An 18,132-nucleotide genomic window follows, 5' to 3' on the forward strand; every position below is an offset into this window, starting at 1 on the left:
ATGCCATGACTGGCGGCGCCGCCGCCGGCGACTTCGACGGCGACGGCCTAATCGATCTGTTCTTCACGCGCCCGGGCGCGACTGACGTCCTATATCGCAATACTGGAACCGCATTTGAGGACATTTCAACTGCGGCAGGGTTTACGGCAACCGTGCCATCAGCTGGAGTGACGTCAGGCGATGTCGACAACGACGGCGACCTGGATTTGTACGTTTCGACGACGTCGCACAATCGCTTCTATCTGTACATTAATGACGGCGCGGCTCATTTTACGGAACAAGCGCTCCTGCGCGGTGCTGCGGTCGAAGCGCCCGGTACGTCGACTTGGAGGTCGATGGGAACGACGTTTGGCGACTACGATCGCGATGGTTATCTCGACATCCTCACGACTGACCATAGTCGCCCCATGTCGAATAACGGCTCGCGACTGCTGCATAATCTGGGCGCGGCCAACCCCGGCCATTTCGAGGACGTAACTCACGCTGCCGGCCTCGACGTTTATCGCCAAGCGTTGAATCTACCGAACACGGTTTATCGCTTTCAGCCGCAGTTTGCTGATATGGACGGCGACGGGCGCACGGACATTCTCTTTTCCTCCGACGATCGCACGAGCCAGTTGTTCTGGAACAACGGCGACGGGACGTTCATCGACGGGACGTTGGCGGCGGGGGTCGGCACCGACAAGTCGGGAATGGGGAGCGCCGTAGCCGATTATGACGGTGACGGCGACTTGGACTGGTTCATTACGGCGATCTTCGATACGCCCTTCTTAGGCGTAAACCCCGGCAATCGACTCTATCGCAATAATGGCAATCGAACGTTCACTGACGTCACCACCGCCGCGGGCGTGCGCAACTCTGGAGCGGGTCAAGAAGTTAGCTGGGGATGGGGTACGGCCTTTCTCGACTACGACAACGACGGCGACCAGGATTTGGCGATGACCAACGGGTGGGTCGCTCTCGGCTACGGCGGCGACGACACGACGCTCCGCCGGAACAACGGCAACGGTACGTTTACCGATGTTACCGTCGGGTCAGGCATCGTTGACACGGGCCAGGGCCGCGGGTTACTGCGTTTGGATTACGACGTCGACGGCGATCTCGATATGCTGATCGTCACTCTCAACGGAGCGCCGATCCTCTATCGCAATGACACCGGCGAATCGGGAAGTTGGCTGCGCGTGAAGACGATCGGCTCCGTGTCCAATCGCAACGGGATTGGGGCGATTGTGACCGTGACCCCCGATGCCTACCTTCCCGAGGCAACTCAGATGTGGGAGATTCACAATGGCGAGAGCTTTCTGAGCCAGAGCGAAATGACGGCTCATTTCGGACTAGGGGCTCGGACCTCCCCGGTGGACTTGGTAACGATTCGCTGGCCAAGCGGCATCGTACAGAGATTTTTCGACGTTGCCCCAAATTCGGTCTTGATCGCCGACGAGGCGATGACGGGCGACTTTAATGCTGATCTGCACGTCGACGTCGAGGACTTAGCGACATGGCACGAAGAATTTGGACAGCTGGCTAGCGACCGCTCGGCCGACGCCGATCTCGATGGAGACGTCGACGGACGCGACTTCCTGATCTGGCAGCGGCTGCTGTCCCCGCCGGCAACCGCACTCGACTCTGCCCGATTCGTGCCCGAACCGTCCACTTACGCGCTGCTCATGATCGTGCTGGGATCTCGATTGCTGCGGAACGTCAGTACTTGCTTGACGTCATCGCCATTAAGGAGACGGGCGTGCTTCTAAACTCGTTTCGCCGGCGGGCGTGCGTCGCCCTGGTGATGGTAGGCTTGGCGTCGCGCGGCGCTTTCGGCGTTGACGTCTGGATGACGACTGGCGATAAGTCTCAGTTGCTCGCGCAACGCCCCGACGTCGTGTTTCAGCCTGGGTTGGGCTCGGGCGGCACGGTGATCAGCGTGAATCCTCAGACTAAGTATCAGACGATTGCGGGGTACGGAGCGGCGATGACCGATTCGGCGGCATGGTTGCTGCAGAACCGAATGAACGGCTCTCAACGAGAGAAGTTGATGCGGCAGTTGTTCTCCGCCGCAGACGGCATCGGGCTCAACTATGTGCGCGTCCCGATGGGCGCCTCGGATTTTACCGCGTCCGGGTTCTACAGCTACAACGACAATCCTCCTGGAGGCGCCGATCCGCTTCAGGAACATTTCTCGGTCGCCCATGATGAGGCGTACGTTATTCCTCGCTTGCAAGAGGCCCGCCAGCTCAACGGCGACTTGAAGCTTATGGCCGCGCCTTGGAGCGCGCCGGCGTGGATGAAGACGAACCAATCGCTGTTGGGCGGCTCGTTGACGGCAAGCCTCGAAGAGTCGTACGCGATCTATCTAGCCAAGTTCATTAAAGCGTACGAGGCCGGCGGTCTTCCGATCGACGCAATCACCTTGCAGAACGAGCCGCTCCACACGTCAAACTATCCGACCATGTCGATGTCGGCGACGCAGCAAATCAGTCTTATTAAGAACCATGTCGGACCAAGGTTCGCTAGTGAGGGAATCACGACGAAGATCGTCGCTTACGATCACAATTGGGACAATACGGCGTTTCCGCTGCAAGTGCTTGCCGACGCCGACGCGAGGCAGTTTATTGCCGGCACGGCGTTCCATGCGTACGCGGGTAACGTCACGGCGCAATCGACAGTTCACAATGCCTATCCTGAAAAGGACATTTATTTCACGGAAATCACCGGCGGCGACTGGGCTCCAAACTTTGCAGACAATGTCGTGTGGAATTTTCGGAACATCATCATTGGCGGGGCTCGCAACTGGTCGAAGTCAGCCATCCTGTGGAATCTTGCGCTCGACGAGAACAACGGCCCTCATCAGGGTGGATGCGCCGATTGCCGCGGCGTCGTGACGGTTGACAGTCAAACGGGCGAGGTGACGTACAACGAAGAGTTTTACACGCTCGGCCAGGTGACCAAAGGAGTCGATGCGAACGCGGTCCGCATTAGCTCTCCAACGACGAGCCAACTCGAGACCGTCGCATTTCTCAATCCCGATGGCTCGCAGTCTTTGATTGCGCTGAACCCGAACGCAGCGTCGACGACGATTCGCGTCTATCAGAATGGCGAGCACTTCAACTACCAAATTCCAGGCAAGTCCGTGGCCACGTTCCGCTGGGATGCGCAAGGCGCCGACTTTGACAATGGCGGGTTTGACGACGGCGCCTTTCACCTCGGCGGCGGCTCGCTCGACGCTTGGACCTCCTTCGGCAACATTGTTGGAAACGTACGGGTTGCGAGCGAGGCCGTCTTTGAGGGGGAAAAGTCGCTGAAGTTATCAGGCCAGTTTAGCGGGATGCCCAACGAATCGGGCGTGTTCCAAGGCGTCACGGTCGTTACCGGCGAATATGTTCATGCGTCGCTGAGCCAATTCGTGCGTGCGACGGAAGGATTGGAGGACAGCGACAACGTCGTGCAAGTGAAGATCGAGTTCTATAACGAGTATGGCGCCGCGCGCGGATCGGGTCACTTTCTAGGCGGGTTGACGGCGACCATCGCCGACGCCGCAACGCCCAGCGAAGCGTGGGGATCCACGGAACTCGGCGGAGTCGCGCCTCCAGGCTCCGTTGAAGCTCGCCTAGTGATTCAATTCCTGCAACCTAGCGGGCAGGAAGGCTCGGTTTACGTCGATAGCGTGGTCTTTGGCGTAACCGAACTGCCAGGCGATTTCGATCATAACGGGCGTGTCGACGGAAGCGATCTGCTCGCGTGGCGCCAAGCGTTCGGCGTCGATGCGTCGGCTGACGCGGACGGAGACGGCGACTCCGATGGGAGCGATTTTCTGCTGTGGCAGCGATACTCCAACGCCGCGACCCAGAACTTCGCCCGTCTGGCGGTCCCGGAACCTCCGCTTTCGCCCATCGTCTGGGCAGCTGGCGCAATGCTCCGCTGGCTCACGCGCACTTTTGAATGAATTCAGCGAATCTCGTCCGCGGACGAACATTGCCTACTACGGCGTACCGATGATCAACGCTAAACGAGGCTTCTCGCGGCGGGCGAGTTTCGAACAACTGGAAGACCGCACGGTGTTGGCGACTGGAGTCTTCACCGGTTCGAACCTGGCGAACGTCGCCATTCCCGACATGGGCGGTTTCGATCAAAAAGGTCTGTCCGCGGTCATCGTCGCCGGTCTTCCGACCGACGCGATGGTAACGGATGTGGAGGTAGAGTATTGGATCGAGCATGCTTGGGTCTCAGACCTTAGAGTCTACGCCACCACGCAGCGCAATGGCGTGTGGCGCGATCACCTCTACCTCTGGAATCGAGAGCACAGCGGCAACGACGAGATTCATGAAATCGAATCCGGGCTCGACGCATGGGATGGTCTGAATCCCAACGGCGCCTGGTACTTGGTCGCCGGCGACTTTGCAGCGAGTAACGTCGGTGCCATCAGCGGCTGGCGAATCTCAATCGATTGGGTCGCGCCTGATCCCTTGCCGGCAATTGCTAAAGGGCGCATCGCTTGGCATTCGTACACCGATTATAGCGCCCTCGACGGGCTGATCCATGTTTACGATTTTGAGGACGGGGCTTTCTACGAGCGGGCCACGGCGACGATCGCTGCTGTTGTGACGCACGCCCACAACCCCAATTTCTCCGCCGATGGGCGATATATGGTCTTCATGGGACTGCCCGCGGGATCAACGGATACGGCGAATTGGCGACACTACCTCGATGTCTTCCTCTACGACTTCGTAACGGATGAAGTGACCAACGTCAGCGCCCGATTGGGCCTCGACCAGCCTGGAAGCATCGAGGAAGATCCAGCGCTGGCGCCCGCCGGCGATAGAATTGCGTTCAAGCGGAATGTTAGCAACATCTGGGAGACTGACGTTTTCGGGACGTCGTTGCGCCAGCTTACCGCTGGCGCCGGTGAGAAGTCAGGGCCGCAGTACTCGCCCGATGGGGCCTCTCTGGTCTTCTGGGTCGGAACCGGAGCCACAGCCGCACTTGGCGGCGTCTCGTTGCAACACTCGCTGCCCACCACGCCGACGTTGCTGCATGACAATCTTCTTCTCCAGGACTATTTCCCGTCGTACTGGGACGACGAGCGGATCGTTTATGCAACCTGGCGTAGTCAGAGCGCGCATGACGACGACGTCAACATCTGGAACATTCAAACGCGCGCAGACGGAGCGGCGCTGTTTAACTCGCTTGCCGAAGATTCCGACCCATTCGGGCTCACGCCGACGCTGTTGGGATTCTCGACAAATCGCAGTTTGCCGTATTGGAGGCTGTGGTATGGCGACCCAGCGACAGGAGCCGCGGCAGACCTGGGAATCAGCCGCGCCGGCCGACACAATCTGGGCGCCAAGTATGCGAAAACGAAGGTTGTTTACGAGGCGCCCTCCGCCAACTTCAATGGCGACGCTGCTGTTGATGGGCAGGACTTTCTCCAGTGGCAGCGTGGCTACGGCATCGTAGCTCCATTTGCGGCCAAGGGCGATGGCGACGCCAACAACGATCGGGCCGTCGATTTCAGAGACTTGGCCGTGTGGCAGATGCAGTACAGATCGGGCGATCCATTGAACTCCGAAGTTAGGTCCACAGACGAGTCGCTGCTCGAACCAATCGTGGCGGAGGACGCGGAGTTCAAGAGTAACGATTTCCTCATTGGAGTGGCCGGGACGTCTTGGACTCGAGACCTCCCAACGTCGACGGCGAGAAGCAATGAAGCTCATGACGCCATCGTGCATAAAGTTCGTAGGGCGATCAAGATGAAGCAGATCCGATTAGTTGAATACAACGCAGCGGCGGCAGCGTTCTCGGCCCTCGGCAGCACGGGCTTGGTCGAGGCGGACAATCAAATGACTGATTCGGTGAACGCACAGTTCCTCGAAAGTTGGTGCCACGACGTCTATCCATGGCCAGAAGTACGCCTAGGATGTCAGTGCATTTCGGATGCATTAAGGCTCATGGCAATAGAAGTCTAAAGGTGTGCGGCGGCAGAAGGGTCGAGCGGACGACAGGCACGTCACCCGCCTTCCCGTCGGCTGTGGGCAACAGTAGCACGTGTCCGTACCTCGCGATTGCTGATGAAACTACACGTGCGCCTGTTATCTGTTCTCGCCATCGTGCTCATTGCCGTGGCCACTGCGGTGGCGATCGCATCCCATGTCCGCTCGTTGCTGTCGCAAGCGGACGTCGAAGTGAGTGACAGAAGTAAGGGACTGCGGAGGGGTCTCGATTGAGCATGATTGAATGCTGATTTGTTTGCTGGGCGAACCGATCGCGTCGTACAGAAATGCCAACCGAAAATCAATCGTCCCGGGACGCTAGTTGCGCCCCGGGACGTCCGCTGCGAGGTTGTTTAAAGTTCTGCAGCGATGCCTTCAGTTACACAGTCTTCTTACCACCTCCACCTCCACCGCCACCTCCACCGCCACCGCCACCTCCACCTCCACCGCCACCGCCACCGCCACCTCCACCGCCACCTCCGCCCGAGGTTGTCGTTGAAGCAGTCTTCACGCTGACGTTGACGGCACTGGTCAAGAGCGGGCTAGTCAGATCGGTAACGGTGATGGTCTGTTTGCCCGACGTGCTGAGCGTTGCCGAGATGGACGCGTCGCCGGCGTCAGTGCTCGTGAAGGTATAGTTTGTCGGCAAGCCCGACGATGCCGCCGTATTAGCGAGCTGAATGGTTCCGAAGTAATTCTTTACTCGATTGCCGTAGGCATCGAGTACGGTCACGCGGATCGAGAAGGGCGAACCAGCAGTGATGTTCGACGGTACGGAAATCTTGAATGAGGACGCAGCGGCGTTGACGACTTCGAAGTTGGTGATCGACGTTAGCGTCGTGACGCTCGAAGCGTCAACCACATTAAACGACGACACGACGTCCTGCGGAGTCGCCGTCTTTAGCGCGACGTTGAACGTGTGCGACCCGGCGTCAGCCGCGTTGAAATTGTAGTCGGTCGGCAGGCTGGCTAACGCGTCCGTGCTGGTGAACTTCGCTTTCCCCAGGTAGTTGGCCACGCTATTGCCAAAGGCGTCCCGCGCCGTCACCGTCAGTGGTATTACGTCGCCGGCGGTGACCAACATGTGTCCCTTGCTATCGGCGCCGACGGGGACCGACAACTTATAGCCGGCGAAAGCCGCCGCCGTCACGTCGATGCCGATTTGGGATCCGACAAGCGCTCCGCTGGCGTCCCTTACCGAGACGGACTGCGCCCCCGCGGTCTTCAACGTGGCCGTGAACGTGTGCGTCCCGGCGTCTGCAGCCGTAAACGTGTAACTGGCGGGCAGCCCGGCTTTAACATCGGAGCTGCTAAAGTAGACAGTGCCCGCGTAGCCTGTCGCCACCTGACCAATCGTGTCCCGAACCGTGACGTCGAAGCTCTGCGCGACGCCGGCGGTGGTGGCGGCAAAATTCCCAACGTCAAATCGGGCGGCGACCGGAGGCGTTGCGTTGCTCGACAGCGTGCCGTTGATTGCTCCGTCTGTCACGTCGGTCGCGGTAATCGTTTGCACGCCGACGGTCATCAGGGTGACGGAGAAGGTTGCCGTTCCGTTGACGAGCCTAACGTCTGCCGGAAGCAGGGCCGCGGCGTCGGAACTGGTAATTTGGACGGCGCCGGCGTACGACATCGCCGTATTGCCGAAAGCATCGCGTCCCATGACCGTGATGGGACGGGGGACGCCGATGGCACCGCCGCCGCCAGCCAGGACGAGCGACGAAACAGCGCCTGGCGCTACCGAAATCGCAGCCGTACCGAACACGCTGCGGCCAACTTCGGTTGCCTGCACGACCCTCGAGCCGGCAGTCTTCAGCGTGACGTTAAACGTATGCGAACCGGCGTCCTCAGGCGTGAACGTGTAGTCGGCGGGCAGCCCAGCTTGCACGTCGGCCGCGGAGAAATGAATGGTGCTCGTGTAGTCGGTGCTCACGCCGCCGAGAGCATTGATCGCTGAAACGGTCACTTGAAACGCCTCCCCCGCATTAACGGCTACTGGGGCGGAAATCCCTAGACGGGTTACCGCCGGAGCGACGTTGACCACCTTCGTTGTTTCCGGCAAGTACGGAGCCGAAATCTTCACGGACTGCTCGCCGACCGTTACCAGTCGGACCGAGGGATTGAACGTGTGGATCCCTGCGTCGGCGGCGGTGAAGCGGTAAACAAGCGTCGACGGCGAAGCTGGGTCATTGCTTGCGATGTACACCACGCCCTGGAAGTCGGGCACGACATGGCCGTTGGCGTCGATTGCTGAAATGGTGAGCGGCAGCGTTGAACCGGACGTAATCGATGCCGGAGCGCTTACTGCAAAGCCCGTCGCGGTGGCCAAATTCGCCGCGCTGTCGTTGGCATTCAACACGACCGTCACGCCGCTGGCGCTGGGATAGGCAAAGTCGACCGCGCCGTCATCGTTGAAGTCGCCGTGCGTGCCGGCTTCAAAGCGTCCGCTGGGCACCGAGTAGGACTCTTCGGCGAGAAACGTCCCGTCGCCGTTGCCGTGATGAATCATCAACTGCGAGCCGCCGCGGACGGCATAGTCGTCGTTGCCGTCGCCGTCGAAGTCTTCGACTTCAATTTGATAGCCCGTCTGCCCGATCGGGTAAGTTTGCGGCGGTGCGTAGGTTCCGTCGCCATTGTTCATCACGACGCTCATGGACGATGCGGCGTACGAATTAGCTACGGCGAAGTCGTCATAGCCGTCGTGGTTGAAATCGCCTGCCGCCAGTGACACCGGGGCGGTAAAGGCATAGTGACTTGTCGCCGGATCGAATGAGCCGTCGCCATGTCCGCGGAGCACGGTGATCGTGCCGACGCTGGCCGTATTCGAGGTGGCAAGATCGAGTGAGCCGTCGCGATTGAAGTCGCCAACGATGGCGTTGGTCGAATTCCCTGGGATGGCGACGTCTAGACGGAGTTGAAGCGTTCCGTCGCCGTTTCCGAGCAGTACGCTGGCGGACGAGCCGTTCATTGTCGCCACGTCGGTCCGCCCGTCGTTGTTGAAGTCGGCTGCAACGATCGCGTGAGCGCCGAGACCAGCGGTGAACGTCGTTGGCGCTAAGAGTCCGCCGGCCCCGTCTCCCAAGAGAATGTTGACGGTTCCGCTGGTCCCTGCCACGGCAACGTCGCCGTAGCTATCGCCGTTGAAGTCGCCGAACGCGGCGTCGTACGCAGACGCTCCGACCGCAAGGCTTCCCCCAGCGCGGAACGACCCGTCGCCGTTGCTCAGCAGCATGTTGATCGTGCTGGAGGTTTGGTTGACGACTGCCATGTCGGAAACGCCATCGGAGTTGTAATCACCGACCGCGATCCCGGCTGCGCTGCCGGCCACGGGACTGCTCATCGGCACGAGGAAGGTCATCATCGCTCGGCCCTCAAGCATCTCAAGCGTTGGGCGGCGACCCGTCATCCAGGACCGTGGAGCAGATGAGCGACCGCGCGCAAGACGGCGCGGAATGCGTTTGAAGAGCGATAGAAACTCGAGTGATTTCATGACTTGCAATTGCCCTGTGTGGGGATCTCCGCTCGCGGCGATCGCGCATTAGAATCGCGAAAACTCGACGGAATCCTGAAACATAAGTGAACGTTGGACGGGCGCCTCAGAGGAGTGCCCTGGTCAAGCAGTCGGCGTCCTGAACAGTCGCACTGGACGAGTGCCGCCGAGACTGCGTGCGTTAAATCAGGAAGTCGCTCAAGCGGCGAACTTCCGCCAACGATTAGTAAGAAATCACGACTTTGTCCGCCGCGAGGAAGATTCTCAGAAATCTGCAGCGTTTTCTTTCAGGCTTGCAATAATGCTGCCCTTTGCCGACATACATCGAGGATGGTCGCTGCCGCGGGCGCTTGGCATCCCCGTTAGGTGACCTGATGACGTCCTGCCCGTCGCGAGCGCCAAGCATGGGCCCTTTTTTGAAGGGGGCCTAGGTCAATCCTGCGGGGAAGATTGCTGATAGCTAAACGAAGTCACCCTGCGCGAAAAAACGCTTGCGCCCCGCGGCTGCCAGCGCCTGGCGCTGGCAGCCCGCCGCGCGCTTTACGCGCCGCTGGGCGCACCTTCGCCGAGGAAGGTCGTCCAGCTGTCGTACAGCTCGCGGCGCAGCTGACTGACGCGTCCGGCGGTGAGCTGACAGAGCGCGGCGACGACGCTGGTGCGCTCCCCCTGGGCCAGGGCGTGGACGACCCGTTGGTCGCGCACCGGCAGCGAGGCGAACCACTGGCCGAAGTCGATCCGTAGCGCCGCCAGCTCGGCGGGCGTGGCGCGGCGAGAGTCGCACAACTCGGCCGCCACGTCGATCGATTCGGTGCGCCGGCCGCGCAAGCGCCACTTGCGGGAGCCGACGTCGGCCGCATTGTCGCGGCTCCCCAAGAGCCGACCCGCTCGATAGCGACGCACGGCGAACCGGGCCAGGGTCGTGGGGTAAGCGCGACCGCCGCGTCCCGACGCCGCCAGCCGCGCGTAGTCGACGGCCGCGGCGGCCAAGGTCGTCTGCACGGCTTCGTCTCGTTCTTCGGGCGCAAGCTTCCGAAAGGCGACTCGGGCGTACCGCTCGATCGTCGGCGCCATCTCGATGAACCCGGCTTGCCACGCCAGCGTGGCGGGGAGGCTCTCCGTTGTTTTTGCCGTCAGGGACATGGCAGCTTCCTCTCTGCTGGGACCGCCGCCAGACGCGCGGCGGTCGGGTGAATAAGACGTGAACCGCGCGCGCCGCGCGGCCGAAGGATCGCGAGGCGTCGCCGGTCGGCCGGGTTGCCCGCGGGGCCGCTCGCGCGTGCGGCGCGAGCTAACAGGCCCAGTGATTTGTGGCGCGAAACGGCGATCGATTTAGTGCGCTACGCTGTCGCGGCGGTAATTTCCAGAATTCGCGTCGCCACGCCAACCATTTGACGTTTCTCTAGAGGGGTGACTCGTGGACGAGGACGAATGGGAGCAGAAATGGCGTCGTCAGAATCAAGCGGCTGCCGGCACGCCTGGCATCCGCTGCAAGGAATCGTTTTGGCAGCAGTTCTTTGCTGCGCCGTCCGCCATACGAACCCGACCTACGGTTTTGCGCCGTGGGCGCCAGGCGGCGTGGCCGACCTGATCAACGAGCCCGATAACTTTTATTCGTTCGAAGAGAACGTCATTACCTGGAAGATGGATGATGCTTTTCGCGCGCTGTTCGCGTCCCCTCTTCAGCATCAAGTCCGGCTGGCGTTCCAAGAATGGCAGACCGCCTCGAACAGCGAGATTCGTCGCAGCTCCACGCGTTACGGCTATCAGCGGCGCGGCGGGCCGCAGGAGTTCTTCGATTTGCGCTCCATCGTGGTTCACGAGCTGGGGCATGCCATCGGCCTGCAACACCCTGATGCGAGCTACTTCAATCTCAATGGCGCCACGAATCAGCCTTATTTGAAGAACTACCGGCTCGACGCTGCGGGCGAGCCGTATGTTTCTCCGCCCAGCGGCGGCGAAGTGATGAATGAAGGTTGGGACGAGGACTCGCTGCCAGGGTCGAAGCCCCCCAAAGGGCTCCCCTCTGGGGCGTACTGGCAGACCGTCTCCAAAGACGAACTCGAAGCCCTCGATTACGTCTACGATCGTCCGCTGACGTTTCAGGAAGTCGGTCCCGACGAAGACGCGCTGATCACGCTGACCCTCTTCGCTGGCGGCGGCGCCGACGGCACGACGCTGGGAAGCTCGGGGCCCGACGCGTCCCGGTCGCGGGACCCCGACAACGCCTCCGCCGGTCGTTGGATCAATCGATCAAGCGTCGCGATCTCAGACGACGCGGCCTTGCCCATTGGCGTGTTGCCGCGGGCCGCGGCCTGGAGCTACCGCAATACGACCGGCGAAGCGGTCGACGCCATGTCGATCGCCACGCGCGGCACGAGCAACCCCGATCCGCTTGAGTCATTCAGCAGCGGTCCGCGCCGCTTCACGACCATCGAGCCTTCCAACTCGATTGATCCCCACGACGCTCAATGGCGCGCCCACCGCTTTCTTGATCCGGTCGCTGGCGAAATCCCCGGCGGCCACCAAGTCGAACTGGGGATGACGCTCGACGTCTGGGACTGGACCGTCGCCTCCGCCAATGTGCGGACCACCTCGGGCGCGATCCATCCGGCGGCCTTGGTGACGTTCGTCGATTGGGCTGAAGGAGAGATGAACTACGCACCGCCGATGCTTAGCGCTGCAGGGGCCGCGTTAATCACAGGACGGCCCGAACAGTTTCTCGCGTCCCACCGGGGCTTTCAGATCGTCAATGGCGAGACGCCGACCAAGCTGGTGGAGCTAGGCTTCGCCTCGGTCGCCGACCGGAGCCTGCGCCTGGACGATCTTACTCCCCAGACGCTCGATGAGCTCGCCGCGGCGGGCTCGTTGGTCCGCCTGCCGATCGATCCGATCGACCTGGGGCGGGGAGCTGATCGCATCGTGGTGCTCCAGGGGCTAGTCGATGATTTGCCGGCCGAGGTCCGCGACAGCGGCCAGCTGCTCTATCTCCACGACGACCGCTGGCGTGACGCCTACGCCAAAGGAGAAATCCTCGTCTACGGCAAAACGGTCAACGACGATCACGAGGTGACGGCGTTTAGTCTGTTGAACTCTCCCGTCATCGCGGCCAGGGAAGTGCCGGAACCTGTCGCGTTTGCGCTGGCGTGCGCGGCTCAAGGACTTGCATTCGCCGCGCGAAGTTTGCGCGGGCGGACACTTCGAGCATGCAGTTCGTAGCGCCGGCGGGCTGACTGCGAACGAAACGGCGCAGGAGACCGCAGCGGCTGGACCACACGATTCCGAACCATCATCTCGACTACTCGCGTGTTCTTCGGCACACGTCGGAGACTAACCGCTTAAGAAACATGCCTGTCATTATCGGCTGCACGTCACGAGCGTTCAGACCAATTGGATGGTGGAACGATGCCTGCGGCGCCTCCGACGGGCGCAACCGCCGAGAAGGGGCCGCGATCTCAGGCTGGCGCCTGGCGATCGCCTCCAAAATCTTCATCTCGGTTAGGCCACCCGCTGTTGCGACGGGTCCATCTCAACTGATCATGTGATGGCGCCCTCGGTAGTCGCAAAAAAGAAATTGATGACGCCATCGGCCAGGTATCGAAAACCCGAATGAAGAGTCTTGAGGTGCTTGCTGAGGGCGCGTCCTAGAACAGGTCGCGGCTGAGTCGGGTCAATGCTTGAGTTCATCGTCGTCGATGATTCGATCTAGCGCTCATGTAAGCGAGCGGAATCCCAACGAACGCAGCAGGCACGTACGAGAGCCAGTTGGTTTCAGATGTCAGTCAGGGTTGAGGCGTTCTCGACACAGCGTCGTGCGGCGCATCTTCCACGACGCGCACTACCAGCGTGAAGCCAAACTCATCGCGCGGGACGGCGCGGAAGGGCTTCAGCCCGTCGGCCCAAAAAGCGTCCAGTTGCGGCGCGGTGTCGAAGTCAGCGACCGCATATTGCCGATGCCAGACGCCCTTTCCTTGAGTCGCGGCGACTTGGAAGTTCGCCGTGAGCCGATAGCAGCCCGTTACGGCGGACGCCTCGCACGGGCCCGATTGATTGTTGATCGCCAGCTTCTGGCCGCAGGCGACGCCGGCCGAGGGCATGTCGATCGCCAAGATAGAGTTCTCGCAACACCAGAGTGCCGCATTGGCCGGGCCTTGCGTCGCCGAACCGTCGGCATGTTGCCATTTTTCGGGATCGGTCACGGTGAGCGCGCCGACGAGCCGCCCCATCATGCCGATTCGCGGTGGGCGGACCCCCGCGCGCGTCGACACGACTTCCAGGTCTTGCAGCAGTGCGAAGTTGATGCCGGCGCTGGAGCAATGGAAAGTCGATCCTGCGGCAGCCGATCCGCCCATACGAATGACGACCGTATTGGGCGACGGCTGGTCGACGACAATCGACCCGCCGCCGGTCTGGGACGCTTTGCTGTTGGCCGGCGTCGCTTGCGCTTCTCGCGAACGGAGGACGATCCGATAGGCGGAGTCGGCTCCGTCGGAGCCGTTCGCCGACGGAGCAATGGGAACTGCGGCGAACACGCCCCACGCCAACAGCGAGTAGACGCACCTGCGATGGTGTGACACGCGTCGAACTCCTCCCTAAGTCGAACCCCTTGTCGCCGTCAATCGGCGCAGCCTACCGGCGCTCTATCTGCTTCAGTCGACCCGCCGCTGCGGCGTCGTTGCCACAAGTCGCCGGCGCCCGCGTTTGCTAGCTGACCGGAAAACCTCCCGAAGCCCTCAAACTACACCCTGTCGGTAGGAACTCTCATCCGTTTGGCAAGCCTTGCCGATAACGTCGAGTGGGGTGATCTCACAACTCGCGACCCTCCTCTCTCTCTTCAACACTCGGATCAACAGGTTTGGGCATTCGCGTTGCCAGCGGCCGCGCAGCAGCATTCCGGCTAGCCCTGCTAGCGGGAACCGTCGTGCTTTGTCGGCCGCAGGGCGCCGCCGCGCAGTCCCGCTTGGAGCTCCCGACGCTGCCGCCGCCGCAGGCTCTTCCCGTCGTCGAAGAAATCCCGCCCGTCGCCGACTCGAATGCCTTCCTCGTGTTTCCGAACGGCTTCCCGAAGGTCGACGCTCCAGCCGTCGGCGGCGTGGAGGCAGCCGAAGTTCCCTACGCGCCGCTGTCCGTCACAAGCGAAGGCGCGTTGGCGCCTCCCACCACGGATTATCCGCCGCTGGGGGACGATCAAGGCATCGTCGATCGCGAGACGGGGCTTGGCGAGTTCGTGACTGATTACTTCGGCTTCGGGCGGCAACTCCCCGCCTACTACTACCGCCCCGACTATTACAACACGGCCGGCATCGGCGCGCGTCCGTTGGCCGACTACGCGCCTTCGGGCTACGAAGCCCGCGAATTCCAAGAGGCGCCGGGCGTCCCCGAATTCACGCCGCTCACTCCACCGCCTGTTCCCACGCCCTCACAGCGCGCCGACGGCGTCGTGCGCGGCATGATGCCGGGGTCATTTCTTGTTCCCGGCTCGGCGACGTCAATGCGACTCCGCGGCTTCGTGCGACTGGGCGGCATGTTCGACTTCGACCCGATCGGCAGCCGCGACGACTTCGTGACGAACACGATTTCGGTTCCGCAGGAGTCGGGACAGAATTTCAACATGAGTGCGCGGTACAGCCGCTTCGCGATCGAAACCTGGACGCCGACGGCCTTCAAGGAATGGAATGCCCACACGTTCATCGAAGGCGATTTCTTCAACGGCAATGCGCAAGCCGCTGGCGCCGGCGGCAATCCGTTCCGCCTCCGCTTTGCATTCGTCGACTTTGGGTACTTTCGCTTCGGTCAGCAGAACACCGTGTTCATGGATAGCAACTCGTGGCCCAGCACGGCCGATTTCGCCGGTCCGCGCGGCTTGGCGAACCAGCGCCGCCCCGGGGCGCGGGTGACGATTCCCGTCACCGACAAAATCTATTGGGCCGGCGGCGTCGAGCAACCGTTTTCGGACATTACCACCAATGGCCTTGGCACAAACGTGCAGGACACGCCTGATCTCGCGACGCATATGCGCTACGAAGGCGATCTGGGGCATCTGCAGCTCTCGGGCTTGGGGCGCGCAATTGGCTATCAACCGAACGTCGGCGAACTGACTCGCCGCGGGGGCTGGGGAGGCAGCGCCTCGACTGTGTTTCACCCGTGGGCCGCGCTGATCGGTAGTGACCCGATCCACAAAGCCAATCCCACTGGGTTGGAACGCTCGCGGATTCTCGCCCAGTACACCGCCGGTTACGGCGTCGGCCGCTACATTCAGGATACCACCGGTCTCGGCCTCGACGGGCAGGTGGATCCGATCACAGGCGCGTTCGACCTCCCGTTTGCGGCCGGTTGGACGACGAGCTACGAGCACTGGTACAACGAGCAATGGCTGAGCAACTTCACCTACTCGGAAGTGACCGTCGACAGCGTCGGCGGGCAGGCCGGCACGACCTACGACGGAGCCCAGTACGTGGCGAGTAGCCTCTGGTGGATTCCGGTGCGCAATATGTCGATCGCGGTCGAGTATCTCCACGGCGTCAGGCAGAATCTCAACGGACAACGCGGCGACGCGAACCGGATCCAGACGCTGTTTCAGTACAACTTCTGAGCGATTTCACTTGTCGGAGCTGGGTGTAGCAGCTGCTAAAAACTGCTATAACTAGGCCGTCCCTGCCCGATGTAGCGTTTGCCGCAGCGGGATTCCGACTGCCGCCGACTTCTCGATTGATTGATCATGCATCATGTGCGAAGGGGCGTCGTTAGCGACGCGACGCGGCCGTCAACTGGGGGCCGCCCATGAACGCTGAACTTGCCATCGTCGTCGGACTCCTTGCCGCTGCGATCGCCATGTTCGCGATCAACAAGCCGCGGATGGATGCGGTGGCGCTCATCATGCTGACCATGCTGCCGTTCACCGGCGTGGTGACGGTCGGCGAGACCCTGGCCGGGTTTGCCGATCCGAACATTGTGCTGATTGCCGTGCTGTTCGTTCTCGGCGACGGCTTGGTGCGCACCGGCGTCGCTCGCCGCTTGGGCGATTGGCTCGCGGCCAAGGCTGGCGGCAGTGAGACGCGACTCCTGGCATTGCTCATGTTGGTGGTCTGCGGCCTTGGCTCGTCGATGAGTTCGACCGCCGTGACGGCGATTTTTATCCCCGTCGCGCTGCGGATTGCCGACAACATGAGGATCTCCCCGAGCCGGCTGATGATGCCGCTGAGTTTTGCCGCGCTCATCAGCGGCATGATGACGCTCATCGCGACGGCGCCCAACCTCGTCGTCAACAGCGAGCTGATTCGCCAGGGGTTCGACGGTTTCCAATTCTTCAGCTTCACGCCCTTCGGCGCGCCGATTCTGGCGCTGGCTATTGTTTACATGACGTTCGCCAGCCGTTGGCTAAGTTCGACGGCCGAAGAAGCGGCTAGCGGGCGTCGCCGACCACGCATGGCCGATTGGATCGACGAATATCATCTTTCCAACCGCGAACATCGCGTCCGTATCCTGCCTGGCTCGATGCTTGCTGGGACGACGCTCGCTGCGATGCGGCTTGGCGTCGCGGACGCCCGCCTGGTGGCGATTGACCGCAACGCCACGTTGATCCAACCCGAGTCGTCGACGGAGCTCCGCGTCGGCGACATTCTTTACGTCGACGTCTTCGCGTCCGAGACGACCGCCGCGGAAATGCGCCGGCAGTTTGGCCTGGAGGAGTTGCCGCTCACCGGCGCTTACTTCTCCGATATGTCGCAAGAGATCGGCATGGCCGAGGTGATCGTGCCGGCGACCTCGCCGCTGGCGGGGCAGTCGATCGCCGACGCCTCGTTCCGCGACCGCTACGGCCTCACGGTCGTTGGATTGCGGCGCAGCTCTGCGGCGTTTGACGGCGAACTGCAGCACGAAGATCTGAAGGTCGGCGACACCTTATTGGTGATTGGTCCGTGGCGGGCGATCCGCAATCTGCAGCAGGCGACTTCCGACTTGGTGGCGTTCAACCTGCCGGTGGAACTCGACGACGTGCTTCCCGTGCCCGGGAAGGCGCTCCAGGCGGTGATCTGCTTGTTGATAGCCATTGGACTCATGGTCAGCGGCGTCGTTCCGAACGTCCAGGCCGCTCTGATCGGCTGCTTGCTGATGGGCCTCTGCGGTTGCGTCGATCTTAATAGCGCGTACCGTTCGATCGACTGGAAGACGCTTGTCTTAATCGTCGGCATGTTACCGTTTTCGATCGCGCTGGAACGGACCGGCGGCGTTGATCTCGCGGCGGACTTGGTGATGAATTTCGTCGGCGGCGCCGGCGTTCGCGTGGTCCTGGCGACTATTTTCGCCATCACGGCGATTCTCGGGATGTTCATTTCGAACACCGCCACGGCAGTACTCATGGCCCCCGTGGCGATTTCGATTGCCGAGGAACTTGGCCTTTCGCCGCGGCCGTTCGCAATGATCGTTGCGCTCGCCGCTTCGACCGCGTTCATGACCCCCGTGTCCTCGCCGGTGAACACGCTCGTGGTGACGCCGGGACGCTATACCTTCGGTGATTTCATCAAGCTCGGCGTTCCCTTCAGCCTCATTGTGATGGCCGTCAGCGTCGCGTTGGTCCCCTGGCTATTGCCGCCGTGATCCCGTAGCGTTGGCCCATCGTTCGACACGTTCGCGATCAGAGTTTTTACACTTCCTCCAGGCGACGCC

At 61.7% G+C, this 18,132-nt stretch carries 9 protein-coding genes; 6 read left to right on the forward strand and 3 right to left on the reverse strand.

All coding sequences use genetic code 11. The features are described from left to right. The first annotated feature begins 5 nt into the window (after window positions 1–5). Genes I41_RS11355 through I41_RS11365 form a run of 3 tightly spaced genes read left to right on the forward strand, consistent with a single transcriptional unit; the run spans window position 6 to window position 5,960 of the window. Window positions 6–1,751 (forward strand): CRTAC1 family protein, encoded by a 1,746-nt coding sequence (locus I41_RS11355; protein WP_168206822.1) that lies wholly within the window; start codon window positions 6–8, stop codon window positions 1,749–1,751. Beyond that, window positions 1,742–3,940, forward strand: coding sequence for a glycoside hydrolase family 30 protein (locus tag I41_RS11360; RefSeq protein ID WP_145432685.1), 2,199 nt, complete (start codon window positions 1,742–1,744; stop codon window positions 3,938–3,940). Before I41_RS11355 ends, I41_RS11360 begins: the two co-directional genes overlap by 10 nt. After that, window positions 3,933–5,960: a TolB family protein gene (locus I41_RS11365; RefSeq protein WP_145432687.1), complete on the forward strand. Its 2,028-nt coding sequence runs from the start codon at window positions 3,933–3,935 to the stop codon at window positions 5,958–5,960. The genes I41_RS11360 and I41_RS11365 overlap by 8 nt, the downstream gene beginning before the upstream one ends. Window positions 5,961–6,363: 403 nt before the next feature. Here I41_RS11365 and I41_RS11370 read toward each other — a convergent pair whose 3' ends face one another. Both I41_RS11370 and I41_RS11375 read right to left on the reverse strand, forming a co-directional pair. Next, window positions 6,364–9,342, reverse strand: a complete 2,979-nt coding sequence (locus I41_RS11370) for an FG-GAP repeat domain-containing protein (RefSeq protein ID WP_168206823.1) — start codon at window positions 9,340–9,342, stop codon at window positions 6,364–6,366. 669 nt (window positions 9,343–10,011) lie between these two features. Further along, window positions 10,012–10,611 (reverse strand): hypothetical protein, encoded by a 600-nt coding sequence (locus tag I41_RS11375; RefSeq protein ID WP_145432691.1) that lies wholly within the window; start codon window positions 10,609–10,611, stop codon window positions 10,012–10,014. Between the two features lie 300 nt (window positions 10,612–10,911). Between I41_RS11375 and I41_RS11380 the strand changes: the two genes are divergently transcribed. Further along, window positions 10,912–12,687, forward strand: coding sequence for a hypothetical protein (locus tag I41_RS11380; protein ID WP_145432692.1), 1,776 nt, complete (start codon window positions 10,912–10,914; stop codon window positions 12,685–12,687). A gap of 563 nt (window positions 12,688–13,250) precedes the next feature. On the opposite strand, the gene I41_RS11385 is transcribed toward I41_RS11380, so the two are convergent. After that, window positions 13,251–14,045 (reverse strand): hypothetical protein, encoded by a 795-nt coding sequence (locus I41_RS11385; protein ID WP_145432694.1) that lies wholly within the window; start codon window positions 14,043–14,045, stop codon window positions 13,251–13,253. A 278-nt stretch (window positions 14,046–14,323) separates the two neighbouring features. On the opposite strand from I41_RS11385, the gene I41_RS11390 reads away from it, so the two are divergent. Together I41_RS11390 and I41_RS11395 are read left to right on the forward strand one after the other, a co-directional pair. Next, window positions 14,324–16,060, forward strand: coding sequence for a DcaP family trimeric outer membrane transporter (locus I41_RS11390; protein ID WP_145432696.1), 1,737 nt, complete (start codon window positions 14,324–14,326; stop codon window positions 16,058–16,060). 188 nt (window positions 16,061–16,248) lie between these two features. Further along, window positions 16,249–18,063, forward strand: coding sequence for an SLC13 family permease (locus I41_RS11395; RefSeq protein WP_145432698.1), 1,815 nt, complete (start codon window positions 16,249–16,251; stop codon window positions 18,061–18,063). Window positions 18,064–18,132 lie beyond the last annotated feature (69 nt).

It is taken from the genome of Lacipirellula limnantheis, assembly GCF_007746075.1.
Classification (GTDB): Bacteria; Planctomycetota; Planctomycetia; order Pirellulales; family Lacipirellulaceae; genus Lacipirellula; species Lacipirellula limnantheis.

Excerpts from the sequence above, each read along its gene's own strand:
- I41_RS11355 (WP_168206822.1), top strand. The coding sequence starts at position 6 with ATGACTGGCGGCGCCGCCGCCGGCGACTTCGACGGCGACGGCCTAATC.
- I41_RS11370 (WP_168206823.1), bottom strand. The coding sequence starts at position 9,342 with ATGATGACCTTCCTCGTGCCGATGAGCAGTCCCGTGGCCGGCAGCGCA.
- I41_RS11375 (WP_145432691.1), bottom strand. The coding sequence starts at position 10,611 with ATGTCCCTGACGGCAAAAACAACGGAGAGCCTCCCCGCCACGCTGGCG.
- I41_RS11380 (WP_145432692.1), top strand. The coding sequence starts at position 10,912 with ATGGCGTCGTCAGAATCAAGCGGCTGCCGGCACGCCTGGCATCCGCTG.
- I41_RS11395 (WP_145432698.1), top strand. The coding sequence starts at position 16,249 with ATGAACGCTGAACTTGCCATCGTCGTCGGACTCCTTGCCGCTGCGATC.